Genomic DNA, 15,156 nt, shown 5'->3' with positions numbered 1-15,156 from the left:
GGCTTAGCAAAGGGCTCAGATTGTTTCCTTGCGGATGCCTGCTGCCTCGAAGCTGAATTTCTCACAGACTTCGACATAGTGCTCGGCATTGCCCTTGCGCTTCATATCTATAAGTTTTCCGACAAGTTCAAGCCCGGGCTTCGGGTCTTCGTTGATCTCCAGGTCTTCACGGACGAGGTCGAAATACTTTTCACCGATCTCGGTCCTGATAAAGACTGAGTTCCACCCGTCAGCAGCACCGACCGAACCTACCGAGATGTCGGCAAAAACCGAGGTGTAGTCACAGCAGTGGTGGCAGGGGTTCCTTGCGAACCTGGCGACGTCCTTGATGGGCACGGAGTGGACTTCTCCGTCATTTGTGTAGACCCAGAACTTGCCCTTGGTGAACTCCATCTTCCAGATATCTTCGAGCTTGACCTGAAGGATCTCGGGGACGATCTTTTCAAGCATCACGTCATGGTGGAAACTTTCCATACAGAGCAGACCCACAATGAGCACGATCTTTTCATTTACGTTTTCCCGGATCAGCCTTGCCGCATGGGCCTGGCAGGGCACGCCCACGACCGCAATCCGGTCGTACTTGTCAAAGGCTTCCCTGAGGGCTGAAAGTATGGGGTCTGAGGTATACTTGGTCCCTCTTGTCCGCTCTACATCTTCCTCGCTTGTCAGCAGGACCACTTCGGGTTCCCATTTCTCGTTTCTGGTTATCCCGACGGCACAGTCGATTTCTCCTTTCCTGAAGAGGGCTTTAAGGATTGCAGTGGATGTTCCTCCGTCCTGGCTTCCTTTGGAATCTTTAGCCTTTGCAGCAAAGAAACTGCGCACATTTGCAAGCTCGTCCTCAATGAAACCGTCCACTACGGGACATACCCTGCCGCAAGTGAAGCACCCTTCACAGACCTGGTATCCGGCCCCTTTCTCGTACAGGGACAGATCGTTCGGATCTCGAATTTCTGCCGCCTTCTTCACGGTAACAGCCCCGATAGGGCATACGGCTTCGCATGCCCCACAGGCTGCGCATACGTCATATTCAATGACTTCTGCTATTTTTGGTGGCAATCAGTTACCTCCAACGCCTTGATGTACTTGCCTCAAAGGCAAGATTTTTTTCAAAATGGAATTAAACAAATAAAAAATGTTTATGCAAGATGTATTTAAAAAATTACATCTTTGCAATGATTTCTTTGCCTATAAGCTTTATTGCCTTTTCCTTGTCAGGACCGATCGGGGATCCGGCAACAATCTGGGTAACACCGATTGCCTCAAGGTCCTTGATCCTCTTCATGCAGTCTTCGGGAGTTCCGCAGATAGCGAAGGCTTCGATCATCTGGGGGGTAACAAGCCCGCCCATGAGGGCTCCGAAGTCTCCCTTGGCAATGGCTGCACCGATCTGGGCCTTGGCTTCGACGGGGATGCCGTGGCGCTCAAGGACGAGGTCGGGGGAGCCTGCAACGATGAATGCAACAACTACTTTTGCAGCATTGACGGCCTTTGCGGGGTCCTTGTCAATGGAGAAGCAGGCATATGCGGTAACATCTACTTCACTCGGGTCGCGGCCAGCTTTCTCGGCACCCTTCCTGATCTGTTCCACAGCGACTTCGAAGTCCTTCGGGTGGGAAGCGTTGATCAGGACACCGTCGGCAATCTCACCGGCAAGTTCGAGCATCTTCGGGCCCTGGGCACCCATGTAGATGGGAACCTTTCCTGCATTGAAAGCGAGCTTTGCGCCTCCGAACTTGACCATTTCGCCGTCCATGGAGACCTTCTGGCCTGCGAGGAAACCTCTGATTGCCTCGATTGCTTCCTTGGTGGTAGCGAGGGGCTTTTCCCAGGCGATGCCCATGGCATCGAAGGTTGCTTTGTCTCCGGGTCCCAGGCCGAGGACTGCCCTGCCGCCCGAGATCTCAGCGACTGAAGCGATGCTTGATGCGGTGATTGCAGGGTTCCTGGTGTAGGAGTTTGTAACACCGGAACCGATCTTGATGCTGTTGGTGTTCAGGGCGAGAACGGTAAGGGTGGAATACACATCACGGTTGTTGTAGTGGTCAGTGATCCAGACGTAGTCGAATCCCTGCTGTTCTGAGAGCTTTGCGTAATATGCGATCTTTAAGGCTGGATCGCTTGGCACAAATTCGATTCCGAACTTCATCTTTGATTACTCCTAATTATTGTTTACTGGCCTAAATGGGCATGTTTTTCATACGAATTGAAATATATTCCCTTCGAATTATAATTGATGTCCATTATAATAGATATAAATTATAATCCCAGGCTAGAATTCACATAACTGTATTTAAGAATCTATATATAATTAACTGTATTAAATGAATAGTATATATACAGTTCTATAAAATTCACATCCCGCCTGCTCTACATCAAAGACAGATTAGAACCTTACCCATTCAGTAAGAGAAATGAGCGAACTTAAAAACCTTTTCCAGAGGAGAGCATTCAGAAAGCCGATTCCGAAGAGGGACGCTTTAGGGGCTGAAAAAGAAAAACTAACTTTTTTTTAAAGACGTGTCCAGTCCGGACTGAGGAAAAGTTTTATATTATAAGATGAATGGCCCCCGAAATCCGCATGCCCCCATGAAAAAAATGGAAAAAGAAAAGGACCGAAAAGAAAAGAAAGGAACCGAAAAGAAGAGAAAGGAACCGAAAAGAAGAGAAAGGAACCGAAAAGAAGAGAAAGGAACCGAAAAGAAGAGAAAGGAACCGAAAAGAAAGGGATCATAAAACCTCAAAAACCGCTACTTGATGAATGAAAATATGTAGAACCCTTCGTCAATCCCGGGGTAAAATAGGCACTAACTTTCTGAAAAATCCCTATAATTATATACGAAGAATGGTCATTATATGGATAATTAACAAATAATCAGAGTGGCGTCTAAGGGAAACAGGACCGTGGGGACGGTCCTTGTAGAATGCTTATAGAAGAGTTGAATTTGTAAAAAATAAACTCTAAGAAGCGGAAAGGAGGTGGAAGAGCCATGGCTGTATCGGCTGCAGGGGAAAAGTACCGTTGCGAGATTTGCGGCAACGAAGTAGTCGTAACGAAAGTCGGCGGTGGGACACTTGTCTGCTGCGGGGAAGACATGACCCTTTTAAAGGGAGAGTAAGAGGAGCATGAAAAACCCGGAGACTTGAAAATTTTCATGAGACGCCGGGTCCTAACTGCGAATGGAAAATATTTCATGGGACATGGGGGTTGAACTGTAAAAGAAAGACCATTTTTTAGAAAATAGTGTAAGAAAATATTTTTGGAAAATATTGATGATCAGGCATCTTTAGAAGTTAACCGATAAAGAAGTTGACCAACAAGCATGAATTAAAACCTGAAAATTGGTGACCAAAGATACAAACTTTTATACAAACTTTTTGATCCAGGGGGAAATCGATGAAATGTTATGAATGTGCCAGAGAAGGCAAGGATACGGACGCAGTTGCGATTTGTATTGTATGCGGAAGAGGGGTATGTAAAGCCCACCTGATCCACGAGGAAACCCCGGCATGGGAAGGGGACTATCCGATCGAGCTGAAACCTGACAGGGAACACATCAAAAGGATTGTCTGCGTTCCCTGCCATGAAGCATTGAAGGAAAACTGCCTGTTTGATGAGGTCTGTTGAGGTGGTTATGATGCTGAAATGTTACGATTGCCTTGAAGAAAATAAAGATTCTGAAGCCGTGGGCGTCTGCATCATTTGCGGGAAAGGACTCTGTATGGAGCACATCAAGCAGGTGGAATTTCCCATGAAAGGAGGGGGATACCCGCTTCCCCACAAGACGCTTAAGAAGGGGCTGCCCAGGATGATGTGCAAGGAATGCGTCGATACTATCCTGGAAGACGGATTCTGCGTCTGAAAAAGCTAGACCGTGAAAAGCTGCGGATTGAGGGCAGGAACAGCCCTATTGCCGCATTTCAGGTTTCAGAGAACATATATATCGAATTAGATAAATATTCAACCAACAGACAATAGCTGTTACAATAGCTGTTACAATAGCTGTTACAATAGCTGTTACAATAGCTGTTAATTACAAAGTGGTGGAGGTCAGAAGAATGGCAGAACACGAAGAGATACTGGAAAGTATGGGAGAAAAAATGGGGTTCACCCCCCATATTCTGGAAACACTTGGAGAACTCGACCCAGAATTCCTGCACAAGTACAGGAGATGCGACCACAAGATCCTGACAGACGGAGCCCTGCCGGCAAAGGTGAAGATCCTTATGGCCCTGGCAGTTGTGGCTTCAAAGCAGTGCGAGTCCTGCACCGTGGCCCAGATGAAAAGTGCACTTAAGAACGGGGCAACCAAAGAAGAGATAATGGAAACCCTGGACGTAATCTTCATAACCTCCGGAGCCCCGGCGGTGGCTGCCTGCAGGGATGCCCTGAAGCTTCTGAAGGAAAAATAAAATCAGGAGCGGAGGGGAACATAGTGCCAGAAGGGAAAATCAACAAACCGGTAGACCCAAAAAACCTGACCGAAGGCGAGAAAAAACACATCCCTGTGATATCTGTGCCAGAGTCTATCGTTGCCGGGAAACTCTTTGACGTGACCGTGCAGGTGGGAAGCATACCCCACGTAATGGAAGAAAAGCACTACATTGAATGGATCGAACTCTACCTTAATGACAAAAAGGTAGGAAGAGCAGAACTCTCCCCAAAAAATGAAAAAGCTGAAGCCACGTTTACGGTGGAAGCCGAAAAAGCCCTGGCGGGAAAAGAGGGGAAACTGCGCGCTCTTGAACAGTGTAACATACATGGGCTCTGGGAAGAGTTCATGGACATTAAAATCAGCTGAGGTAAATGGACATTAAAATCAGCTGAGAAGAAACGAAAAGCGGGTCATGAATAGCAGGACCCGCGCACTCAATTTAGGAGGCGCTTATTATGAGCGGCATCCGGAAGGTGAGGGCTTTCTGGGCAACTTTTACTGTACTTTTGCTCCTTATTGCAGGGAGTTTTGCAGCGGCTGAGCAGAGTGAACCAGGGGATTTCGTATCTGCCCAGTTTTCAAGATCCGGGCTCTGTTCGAACTGTCATGGGAACAGTTTCGGGGAATGGGACGGCTCAATGCACTCAAACGCGGACAGGGACTTTTTTTACCAGGCAATGCTGCAGGAGTATTCCATAGATGCAGAAGCCGGAGGCCTGCCTGAGGGATTTTGTTCCCGCTGCCATACCCCCATAGGACTGGTTTCGGGAGAGATCCCGCCCCTTGACAGTTCGGGCCTGAGCGATGTTGCAAAAGAAGGAGTCCAGTGCGACTTCTGCCATTCGGTCGCTGAAAGCGAGGGGATAGGAAACGCACCCTACGTGCTCGAACCAGGAGACGTGAAATGGGGGCAAAGGACCGATTCCGAATCTCCCTCCCACGGGACCGAAGCCCACGAGTTTTACAATAACTCCGAGTACTGCGGCATGTGCCACAACATCTACCACCCTGCAAACAACCTGACCCTTGCTGCCACGTATACGGAATGGAAGGAAAGCCCGTATGCGGAAGAAGGCACCACCTGCCAGGCCTGCCACATGACCCCGGGCATTGTAGGCTTTGAAGAAAATCCCGGAAAAGCCGCCTCAAACGGCCCGGATAGGGAACATGTGTATACCCACTACTTTGTTGGCGGGAACGCCTTCGTAACGGATGTACTGGGAGAAGGCAGGCATGAGAAACGAGCAATCGAGTACCTTCAGCATGCAGCAAGCCTTCAGGTAAAAGCTCCCGAATCTGCCGAGCCCGGAGAGGCCGTGGAAATGGAAGTAGAGATCACGAACTCGGGAGCCGGGCACAAAATCCCCAGCGGGGTTACGGAAGAAAGAGAAATCTGGCTTGAGCTTATTGCAACGGATGCCGGAGGAAAGGAACTCTATCATTCGGGAGCCCTGGATGAAAAGGGAAAAATCGACTCTGGGGCCACCGTGTACCATACGGTCTTTGCCGATGCCGAAGGAAACCCCACAGTAAGGGTATGGGAAGCAGAAAGTATCCTTTCCGACAACAGGATAGGCCCCCAAGCCTCGGCAGTCGAGAAACATTCCTTCGTGATGCCCGAAGGGGCCTCAAACCCGATCATTGTGACGGCAGTCCTTCACTACCGCTCAGCCTCCCAGGAACACATTGACGAGCTCTTCGGGGAAGGAACCTACAGCGTGCCTGTGATAGACATGGCGGCATACCCTGAAAAAGCAGAAGCTTCAACCCCGGGTTTCGGGGCAATTGGGACCCTTGCAGTCCTTGTCCTGGGAATTATATACAGGAAATTAAAAAAGTGAAAGGAGAATGAGAAGGGCAGAAGCCGGAAAATGCGGGGATTCACACTAAAATATTAAAGATCTCCCTCACATAAAAAAGATCTTTCACACTAAGAGATAAATCTTTCACATTAAGAGATAGATATTTCACACTAAAATATATATCCCAGGGCATACATAATTTTTTAAAACAGACGCAGGAGAGCAGATATGACAGAAACTGAAACTAAAACAATAAAAATTCTGGGTATCTCAGGGAGTCCCAGGAATATGGCGACCGACTTTCTGGTGCAGGAAGCCCTGAAGATTGCAAGGGAAAAATACAACGCTGAGACCGATTATTTTACAGCCAAAGGGAAAAAACTGGATTTTTGCATCCACTGCGACTTCTGCGTCCGGAAACAGCAGGGCTGCATCCACAAGGACGATATTGCAGCCGAACTGTACGATAAAATGATCTGGGCGGACGCCTGGATAATAGGGACTCCCGTCTACCAGGGCAATGTCAGCGCCCAGACCAAGACAATCATGGACAGGTGCAGGGCCGTTGTTGCCAGGGACCCGAAAGTCTTCCTCAACAAAGTGGGGATGGGAATTGCCGACGGAGGAGACCGGATCGGGGGGCAGGAACCGTCCATCCAGACCATCCTGAATTTTTACGTAATCAATGAGATGATACCCGTAGGGGGAGGCTCTTTCGGAGCCAATTTCGGAGCAACTTTCTGGTCCAGGGACCAGGGGGCAGAAGGGGTTTCCGAGGATTCCGAAGGCATGCGCAGCCTTAGAAAAACCCTGAAAAAGCTTATTCAGACAGCCCAACTCGTGAAAAAGGCTTCTGAGGTAGAAGAAACGGAAACGCCGAAAGAAGAAACGAATAAGCCGGAAAAAGGATGAGCCCCGGGTAATGCAGGTTGCATGATGCATAATGCATGATGCATAATGCATGATGCATATCACTGCCGGTTGAAATCAAGAACCGATTGAAACTGCATGAAGCATATCACTGCTGGTTAGACTCAAGAACCGGTTGAAATCGAAAACCTGACAGTGAAAAGTTTACTATAATTTACTATAAAGATAACTTTCTGAACATTCAGACCATTGAATTAAAAGTGCCTTAAGGAGTGATTTATTTTGGTAGAACCGATACAAAAGAAAATCAAAAGGATAGCATGGGGTATCACAGGCTCCGGAGACCAGATGATCGAGACCTACAACACCCTTGTGGACATTAAGAACAGAACCGGAATCGAAACGATGGTCTTTCTCTCCAAGGAAGGGGAAACCGTGATGAAATGGTACCACCTCTGGGACAAGATCCAGAAAGACTTTAATAATTTCAAGACGGATGCCGGGCCCAACTCTCCTTTCATTGCAGGCCCCCTGCAGATGGGGTATTATGACTTCCTGCTGGTCGCTCCGGCTACGGCCAATACCGTTGCAAAGATCGTGTACGGGATTGCGGATACCCTGGTAACGAATGCAGTAGCTCAGACTGCCAAGGGTTCAACTCCCATCTACATCCTCCCTGTTGACCAGAAGCGTGGCACGGTAAAGACATCAGCTCCCAGCGGCAGGACTTTCGAACTAAAGATGAGGGAAGTGGACGTAACGAATTCGGAAAAACTTGCCCGGATGGAAAACATCACTGTGCTCTCCACCCCCTTCGATATATATGACATAGTGGGGCTTGAGAGGCCGAAGTAAACGTGATGAGAATAAAGGAAGACGTGATCTGAGAATAAAGGCACGGCGGACCAGTAGAGAAGACTGCAGACATAACTTGAATAAATTTTTAAAGATTACGTGGGGGAAGAAGAGTGAAGTATGTCTTTCAGGAAGTAATTGACGAGGTAAGCAGGCTTAAAGACCTCGAAGAAGCCATAGCCCTGGCATCTGAGAGGGAAAAAGAAGCAAGAGCTTTCTATCTGGAAAAGGCGGCCTCTGCGGAAGACGTCAAGCTAAAAGACCTCTATACATATCTGGCAGGTGAAGAAGCAAAGCATCTCGGCTACCTGGAAAAATACCGGGAAACAAAGCAACTGCCGGAAGTGGAAATAGAAGTCCCCAGCGGACAGTCTTTTACCCCGGAGTTCGTGGAAAAAGAAACCCGGCTCGGGGCAATAGGCATCCTCCTTGCAGCCATGCGGCATGAAAGGAAAAGCGAATACTTCTACTCGGAACTGGCAAAGCAGGCAGGAGACGAGGCCCGGAAAAAGTTCTTCGAGATGCTGGCAGGGTATGAACGGGTCCACTATGAGTTGATTGATAACTACCTTGAAGCTGTCACCGAATTCCGGATGCAGACCTGAAAAGCCTAAAGGAACACAAATTGAGGGGAAGAGGGGAGTTCACATGGAAAACAAGGAAACAGGCGAAGCCGTGGAACTGGCCGAAGGGATCTACTGGGTAGGGGCAATCGACTGGAACGGAAGGGACTTTCACGGATTTACAACTCCGGGAGGAACAACTTACAACTCCTACCTGGTTGTTGGAGAGAAAACCGCCCTGATTGATACCGTAAAGGAACCTTTCGCAGGGGAGATGTTAAAGCGCATAGGCCAGGTCATTGACCCTGAAAAGCTGGACTATATCGTGGTAAACCACATGGAACTGGACCACGCCGGCGCCCTGGTCGAACTGAAGAAACTGACAAAAGCAAAAGTCCTTATCACAAGAAGGGGCAGGGACATCCTGGACGGTTACTTCAAGGCTTCCTGCAGCTCCTGGGACTTCGAGATTGTCCGGACCGGCGACCGGTTGAGCCTGGGAGGCAAAAACCTCCTGTTCCTGGAAGCGACCATGCTCCACTGGCCTGACAGCATGGAGACTTTCCTCCAGGAAGACGGGATCCTCTTCTCAAATGACGCCTTCGGGCAGCACGCAGCCACCTCAAAGAGGTACGACTTCGAAGTAGGAGATATGATCCCCGATGCCGCCGAGTACTATGCAAACATCCTCATGCCCTTTGGGACTCCTCTCCTCCGCTACCTTGGAAAACTGGAAGAATTCGGAATAAAGCCGGTTCAGATAGCCCCCTCCCACGGAGTGATCTGGAAGCAGGACCTTGAAAAAATCCTCAAGGCTTATACTGCCTGGGCAAACGGGGAGGTAAAAGAAAAGGTACTCGTAATCTACGACACCATGTGGGGAAGCACCGAAATCATGGCCCGGGAAATCACAGAAGCCGTCAGGCAGGCAGGAGTGGAGGTAAAGCTCCTTCACCTAAGGAAAAACCCCAGGAACCTGATCATGAAAGAGATGCTGGACACCTCTGCCTTTGCCGTAGGGTCCCCTACCCTTAACAACGGGATCTTTCCCACCGTCGGGGATTTCCTGGTCTACCTGAAAGGCCTCCGCCCCCAGAAGAAGAAAGCTGCAGCCTTCGGCTCCTACGGTTGGGGAGGAGGAGCCGTAAAAACCATTGAGCAGGAACTGAAAAATTCAGGGGTGGACGTGCTTGAGCCCGGCTTACAGGTCCGGTACAGGCCTGAAGAAAAAGAACTGGAGAAATGCAGGGAACTCGGAAGACAACTTGCAGAAATTGCAAAAAAGTAACCCTCGCGGGCAAAAACCCGTAGCCACAGGCCTTCAAAAATTTTCCATATTTTTCCCTGAAAAACAGCCTTTTTGCCTGGTATTCAGCTCATTTTTTGCAGGTATATAGGTCATTTTTTGCAGGTATTTAAGATAATTTGTTGAAGATATAGAGATAATATGTTGAAGATATTAAGATAATTTTTGGAATGTATTGAGATAATTTGAAAATCTCGAAAAAGGGTTCAAGATTGGATTTTCAGTATCAATAGCCTCACAGATTAAAAGGCCAATTTTTTGAAAATCCGGATCCAGAATACTTTCACCTAGCTTGGCGGACCTTAATAAATATTGAAGTAGTCCTTTGACATAGAGGTGAAAATAATGGAAGAGTTTTTCAAAGGATTGGTCGAACGCGCTCAGTACTATGAACAGTTTGAAAGCTTCAGAAACGCAAACTTCTCCCGACAGTTAAGGGAAATGCCAGCAATGGACCTGAAAATGAAAGTTCCGGTATTTAATCTTTAAAGGGGAAGGAAGAAAAAAAATATAGAAGAAGATAGTTAAGGGCGGAGGAAAAAGAGAAGAGAAAAAAGAAAGAAAAAAAGAGAAGAGAAAAAGAAAGAAAGGACAGATTAAAAATTAAAAAATTTTAATTTTACAGATAAAACTCACTTTTCAACCGTTTCCACTTCAGCCTGGAGATCCTGCCCCAGTTCCACTTCATAAAAGTCTCCGCTTTTAGGAAGCTCCATGAAGAAGGCGCGGGTGATGTCGACAGCAGCATCCCCTTCCTCAAGTTCGAAGTCCAGGACATGCCCTCCTGCACCCCTGTCCGTGGTAATGAAGTGAAGATGGTACCCGGGCACGTTGACACCTTTAACGTATTCCGGGGTCCTGAACCCCACCAGCGTGCCGCTCACATTTTCAAATTCAAAGACTGCCTGAGTGGAGACTGCATCCACAAGCCTTGGATACGGTTTTTCCTGCCTCGGTACACTCCGCGCTTTCAGATAAGAGAAGTTCCCGTCCACGCGGACTGCGTAGAAGAGATTTTCGGAGGGGAGGTTTGAGTCCAGATACTCTTCAAATTCCGTGAGGTTCACGGGCTCACCAAGCCGGAAGTTTTCGTCTGCTTCAAAGCTGGTCACTGTAGCAAAGGGAGTGGTCATTTCCCCGGATACCGGATAGGCAATTCCATCGGTTTTTATCTGGTAATAATCCCCGTCAAGAGCCAGCATCTCCCCTTCAAGCCCGTCAAAAGTCCCTATCCCGAAGTCCCCATGGGTTTCGAGCTCTTCAAAGGAGACAACCCCGTCATAGACGCTCTGGAGCAGGGCATCAAGGGTGGAGACCTGGTAGAGGACATCGTTTCCGGCCTCGACAGTTTCTACGGCGGGAGGTGCATCCCCGTAAGTATCTTCAGGCAAACTTTCACCATTTCCAGTACAACCGGAAACACAAATAGCTGAAAAAAGTGCTAAAATAATGAACAAACAGTATTTTTTCATTAACATTCCTCATAATAACTTTTTGTTGGAGAATATTTTAGAGAATTCATGTATTAAATAGAATTACTGATGACAAATATTTGACAACTATAATATAAGGACTGATACAAATATTTATTAAATAGAAAGTAGAAAATTTATATGGGTATTCAAGTAGGATTATTCAAGGGGGGATAAATCCATGAATGAGTTTTTTGAAGAGCTTGTCAAAAGAGCCTGCTATTATGAACAATTTGAATTTTTCAGAAAGGGAAGAGAGGTTCAAAGGGTAGAAACGACAGCAGAATATTGATTAAAAGAAAAAAAGAAAGGTTAAATGAGAGAACTTTGAGGGAAAGAAAACATGCCTTCCCTCAAATCACTTTTTTAAAGGGATTACGTTTTCAATGCATTTTTCACATACTCTGCAACCGCGTGCCCGACTTCTGCCGTGCTGACAGTGCCGCCAAGGTCCGGAGTGATGAGTTTATTTTCAAGCACATGGCTGATGGCTCCGTCAATAAGGGATGCCTCTTTCACCTTGCCCATCCATTCCAGTAGCATCTTTACGCAGAGGATCGCCGCAAGCGGGTTTGAGATGCCTTTTCCGGCAATGTCCGGGGCGCTCCCGTGCACGGGTTCGAAGAAGGCGTAATTTTCCCCGATGTTGGCGCTAGGGACCAGCCCGAGGCTTCCGACCAGAGCCGCACACATGTCGCTTAAAATGTCCCCAAAAAGGTTTGTGGTGACCACAACATCGTATCTTTCGGGGTGCATCATGAGGCTGTATGCCATGGAATCCACAAGCATGTCGCTGTATTCCACGCCGTGGGCGCTTGCAACCTGACGGCAGACATCAAGGAAGAGCTTGTCGGATTTAAGGACGTTGGACTTGTGGACTATGGTAAGTTTGTTCTTTCTCTGCTTTGCAAGTTTACAGGCGTATTCTGCAATCCTTTCGGAGCCTTTCCGGGTGACGACCCTCTTAGTCCAGGAAAGGTCCTGCCCTATCTCCTCGATTCCTGAATAAAGCCCTTCCGTGTTCTCCCTGACGATCACAAAATCAAAATCGTTTCTGCCGGTCACACCCATTATGCCGGGGAGGGGTTTTACGGGCCTGACATTGGCATAGAGGTCCAGCTCCTTTCTTATGGTCAGGAGCACACTTTTGTAATTTGGGTCCGGCACTGTCGTGATTGCACCGAACAGGACCGCATCGCAGCCTTTTATAGTTTCTATGTCCTCATCCGACATCGCAGTCCCGGTCCTCTCCCACCTTGCATAGCCCAGTTCCAGGGGCACCTTCTCAAACTCAAGCCCGAAAACGTCCAGGACTTCCACGGCTGCAGGAACCACTTCCCTGCCGATCCCGTCACCTTCGATTACCGCCAGTTTCATGGTAATGCATCTCTGGCTTGGGGTATATGAATCTGACGTGGATTTTTCAGGTTCTGAAGGGGACTTCCCGGACCCCATGATAGAGATTTCAGATCAGGAAGTAAATTACTTAGGACCTGATAAAAAATTGTTATACCTTGAGGAAAAATTTTCAGATCCAGAGCAGGTGTTCGGCAAGGATTTTCGCACCAAGCCCTATCAGAATGACCCCTCCGAGGATTTCAACTTCATGCTCAAAGAAATGGCCTATCCTGTAGCCCAGGATCGCCCCACAGAAGGACATGAAAAAGGTCACGCAGCCTATGATAATTACCGGCTCGAGGATAGGCGTGTCCAGGAAGGCAAAGCTGATTCCCACGGCCAGGGCGTCTATGCTTGTTGCAACCGCAAGCAAAAAGAGCATGGAATAATTGAGGGAACTTACTTTTCCGTCATCGCCCCCGTAAAGGGCTTCGTAAATCATTTTGCCGCCGATAAAAGCAAGGAGCCCGAAAGCGAGCCAGGGAGCGTAGTCCGAAACAAAGCCGCTTACGGCGCTTCCCCCTAACCAGCCGAGCACCGGCATAAAGGCCTGGAAACCTCCAAAGAAAACCGCCAGTTTCAGGGCATCATTTAGCCGAAAAGGCCTTATCGTGGTTCCGCTTGACATGGACACCGCAAAGGCATCCATTGCAAGCCCGAAGGCCAAAAGGAAATTGGTTAGAAAAGACATTTATTACTCCATTTTCGTTTTAATGCAGAATTTTAATGCAGAATTTTAATGCAGAATTTTCCGGGATAATGGATTTCGTAACACATAAAGGTTGCTGCAATAGACTTAATAGTCATTGGAATGACCTGAAGGTTTTCACATACACTTTTGAAGCCCTTCAGTCCCCTTAGGGCCAGATTAAGGCTCTTTGAGCCTTTTCTCCTTCAGCCCATTTACAAGTTTCCGGACTGCCTCCGAAACCTGGTATTCCGAAGCGCCCCAGTGCACGACGGCCCCTTCAAAGCCGTTAATGCTGACAAGCCCCGACTTTTCCGACCTGCAGCAGCGGGTGATAAATGGCTTTGTGGGTACGACTATTTCGGACTTGAAAGGGCAGATATTCACAAATGAGTAAGCAAGCTCCGGAAAGCGCAGCTCAAAAAGGGTCTTTGAGATCTCACACCCCACAAGCAGGTGCCCGTTTTCAGTGAGCACGTCCGAGTCCAGGCATTTGCCCGCAAGCCCCGATGCACTGCAGGGAAAAACCGTATTTTCGCCTTCAAACTGCCTCAGGTCGATTGTGTTTTCCGTGAAACGGACCTGAAGGTCCCCGAAAATCCCGCTCGCTTCAAGCCTCCGCACAACCTGGGAAAGCCAGGAAGGGGTTGGAGGGGCAACATCAAGGATCTCAAGCTCAAGGACAGCTGAGGTGTCGGGATCATGGACGATAGTTACGTGCCTGTCTACACCGGTAAAAATGACGGTATTTACCTTTCCGGTACAGAGCTTTGCAGCGGTCTCGATAAGGAGGGTGCGGTCTTTTATGTTCAGTTCCTTATCGTATTTGACCACCTCTTCCCCGGAAGCAATCAGCTCGAGGGATTCAACCTTTCGGAGCAGCCCATCCCCGCTTTTCCTCACGTGATACACGGAATACTCGGGGATACCTTTATCGGGGTTCTCCTTTTCAACTATCAGGTATTCGGTCAGGAAATAAATGGGCTCTTCCGCACCCCCGGGGAGGGCTTTTGATACACCCACATGCTTGTACTCGTCAGGAAAGATCATAGGGATCGCTTCAAAATCTGGTCCTTAAACACGTTTAACGGAGATTTAACTTCAGTTTTCCGTTTTCATTTCCTGGCCCTGGACCTTCTTCCTGTGAGCTACGAGACCGCCGTTGGTCAGCATCTCAAGCAGGAAATCCGGAAGTTTATTTCCTTTGAACGTGCCTTTGCCAGGAACGATAACCTCTCCCTTGAGGAGGTCCACTTCGATTTCATCCCCTGCCTGGCACTCGACATCGGCTTCCATAAGAGGCAGCCCTACATTGATAGCATTCCTGAAAAAGATCCTTGCAAAAGACTTCGCAACAACGCAGGCAACTCCTGCATGTTTCAGTGCAAGGGGCGCTTGCTCCCTTGAAGAGCCGCAACCGAAATTGTTTCCTGCAACTATTATGTCTCCCTTTTGCACGTTACCGGCAAATTCAGGGTCAATGCCCTCCATGGCATGGGCTGCAAAGACCTGCATGTCCTTGGTCCTCAGGTATTTTCCGGGGATGATTACATCAGTATCGATATCGTCTCCGAAAATCCAGACTCTACCTTTGATAGGGGTTTCCATCACACTTCACCTGTGAAGTAGGTTTTTTTAATGGTATATGTAGGTAGCGGAGAAAGGAGCCTAGCTGAAATCCAGGAGGAAAGTGTCGGGAAAAGCAACAGGTAAAGTCCAGAGAATACTGTCCAAAAAAGCAAGGAAAGAAGAAGTACACATAAATG

General features: G+C 48.2%; 18 protein-coding genes. 11 read left to right on the top strand and 7 right to left on the bottom strand.

What is annotated here, in order from left to right; all coding sequences use genetic code 11:
• Nucleotides 1-15 precede the first annotated feature (15 nt).
• Both fpoF and mer read right to left on the bottom strand, forming a co-directional pair.
• On the bottom strand, nucleotides 16-1,059 hold the full coding sequence (gene fpoF, locus FTO70_RS06005; RefSeq protein WP_255334835.1) for a F420H2 dehydrogenase subunit FpoF: 1,044 nt from the start codon (nucleotides 1,057-1,059) through the stop codon (nucleotides 16-18).
• A gap of 103 nt (nucleotides 1,060-1,162) precedes the next feature.
• Nucleotides 1,163-2,149, bottom strand: a complete 987-nt coding sequence (mer, locus tag FTO70_RS06000) for a 5,10-methylenetetrahydromethanopterin reductase (RefSeq protein ID WP_255334834.1) — start codon at nucleotides 2,147-2,149, stop codon at nucleotides 1,163-1,165.
• 841 nt (nucleotides 2,150-2,990) lie between these two features.
• On the opposite strand from mer, the gene FTO70_RS05995 reads away from it, so the two are divergent.
• From FTO70_RS05995 to FTO70_RS05945, 11 genes are all read left to right on the top strand, one after another.
• Entirely contained in the window at nucleotides 2,991-3,119 is a 129-nt protein-coding gene (locus FTO70_RS05995) for a desulfoferrodoxin FeS4 iron-binding domain-containing protein (RefSeq protein WP_255334833.1), read from the top strand.
• 278 nt (nucleotides 3,120-3,397) lie between these two features.
• Nucleotides 3,398-3,628, top strand: a complete 231-nt coding sequence (locus tag FTO70_RS05990) for a DUF2180 family protein (protein ID WP_255334832.1) — start codon at nucleotides 3,398-3,400, stop codon at nucleotides 3,626-3,628.
• Between the two features lie 10 nt (nucleotides 3,629-3,638).
• Complete coding sequence (locus FTO70_RS05985) at nucleotides 3,639-3,863, top strand: DUF2180 family protein (RefSeq protein ID WP_255334831.1); 225 nt, start codon at nucleotides 3,639-3,641, stop codon at nucleotides 3,861-3,863.
• A gap of 196 nt (nucleotides 3,864-4,059) precedes the next feature.
• On the top strand, nucleotides 4,060-4,413 hold the full coding sequence (locus FTO70_RS05980) for a carboxymuconolactone decarboxylase family protein (RefSeq protein WP_255334830.1): 354 nt from the start codon (nucleotides 4,060-4,062) through the stop codon (nucleotides 4,411-4,413).
• A gap of 23 nt (nucleotides 4,414-4,436) precedes the next feature.
• Nucleotides 4,437-4,802, top strand: a complete 366-nt coding sequence (locus tag FTO70_RS05975; protein ID WP_255334829.1) for a class II SORL domain-containing protein — start codon at nucleotides 4,437-4,439, stop codon at nucleotides 4,800-4,802.
• An 89-nt stretch (nucleotides 4,803-4,891) separates the two neighbouring features.
• On the top strand, nucleotides 4,892-6,277 hold the full coding sequence (locus FTO70_RS05970) for a cytochrome c family protein (protein WP_255334828.1): 1,386 nt from the start codon (nucleotides 4,892-4,894) through the stop codon (nucleotides 6,275-6,277).
• Between the two features lie 189 nt (nucleotides 6,278-6,466).
• Complete coding sequence (locus FTO70_RS05965; protein WP_255334826.1) at nucleotides 6,467-7,150, top strand: flavodoxin family protein; 684 nt, start codon at nucleotides 6,467-6,469, stop codon at nucleotides 7,148-7,150.
• 240 nt (nucleotides 7,151-7,390) lie between these two features.
• Nucleotides 7,391-7,963, top strand: a complete 573-nt coding sequence (gene afpA / locus FTO70_RS05960) for an archaeoflavoprotein AfpA (RefSeq protein ID WP_255334825.1) — start codon at nucleotides 7,391-7,393, stop codon at nucleotides 7,961-7,963.
• 113 nt (nucleotides 7,964-8,076) lie between these two features.
• Nucleotides 8,077-8,568, top strand: coding sequence for a ferritin family protein (locus FTO70_RS18020; protein ID WP_255334823.1), 492 nt, complete (start codon nucleotides 8,077-8,079; stop codon nucleotides 8,566-8,568).
• 43 nt (nucleotides 8,569-8,611) lie between these two features.
• Entirely contained in the window at nucleotides 8,612-9,814 is a 1,203-nt protein-coding gene (locus tag FTO70_RS05950) for an FprA family A-type flavoprotein (RefSeq protein ID WP_255334822.1), read from the top strand.
• Nucleotides 9,815-10,177: 363 nt separating this feature from the next.
• Nucleotides 10,178-10,321 carry a hypothetical protein gene (locus FTO70_RS05945; RefSeq protein WP_255334821.1) on the top strand — a complete coding sequence of 48 codons (144 nt, stop codon included), beginning with the start codon at nucleotides 10,178-10,180 and terminating at the stop codon, nucleotides 10,319-10,321.
• A gap of 143 nt (nucleotides 10,322-10,464) precedes the next feature.
• On the opposite strand, the gene budA is transcribed toward FTO70_RS05945, so the two are convergent.
• The 5 genes from budA to hacB form a co-directional block, all read right to left on the bottom strand.
• On the bottom strand, nucleotides 10,465-11,223 hold the full coding sequence (budA, locus tag FTO70_RS05940; RefSeq protein WP_255334819.1) for an acetolactate decarboxylase: 759 nt from the start codon (nucleotides 11,221-11,223) through the stop codon (nucleotides 10,465-10,467).
• 456 nt (nucleotides 11,224-11,679) lie between these two features.
• Nucleotides 11,680-12,681, bottom strand: a complete 1,002-nt coding sequence (locus FTO70_RS05935) for an isocitrate/isopropylmalate dehydrogenase family protein (RefSeq protein ID WP_255334818.1) — start codon at nucleotides 12,679-12,681, stop codon at nucleotides 11,680-11,682.
• 151 nt (nucleotides 12,682-12,832) lie between these two features.
• Nucleotides 12,833-13,393, bottom strand: a complete 561-nt coding sequence (locus tag FTO70_RS05930; RefSeq protein ID WP_255334817.1) for a manganese efflux pump MntP family protein — start codon at nucleotides 13,391-13,393, stop codon at nucleotides 12,833-12,835.
• A 177-nt stretch (nucleotides 13,394-13,570) separates the two neighbouring features.
• Complete coding sequence (locus tag FTO70_RS05925) at nucleotides 13,571-14,440, bottom strand: hypothetical protein (RefSeq protein ID WP_255334816.1); 870 nt, start codon at nucleotides 14,438-14,440, stop codon at nucleotides 13,571-13,573.
• Nucleotides 14,441-14,491: 51 nt separating this feature from the next.
• A complete protein-coding gene (gene hacB, locus FTO70_RS05920; protein ID WP_255334814.1) occupies nucleotides 14,492-14,998 on the bottom strand; it encodes a homoaconitase small subunit in 507 nt (168 codons plus the stop codon).
• Between the last annotated feature and the right edge of the window lie 158 nt (nucleotides 14,999-15,156).

The sequence above is a fragment of the Methanosarcina sp. KYL-1 genome, from assembly GCF_024372725.1.
Taxonomy (GTDB): Archaea; Halobacteriota; Methanosarcinia; order Methanosarcinales; family Methanosarcinaceae; genus Methanosarcina.
Note: the sequence above shows the minus strand (reverse complement) of the source record. Positions and strands in the feature narration are given on the sequence as shown.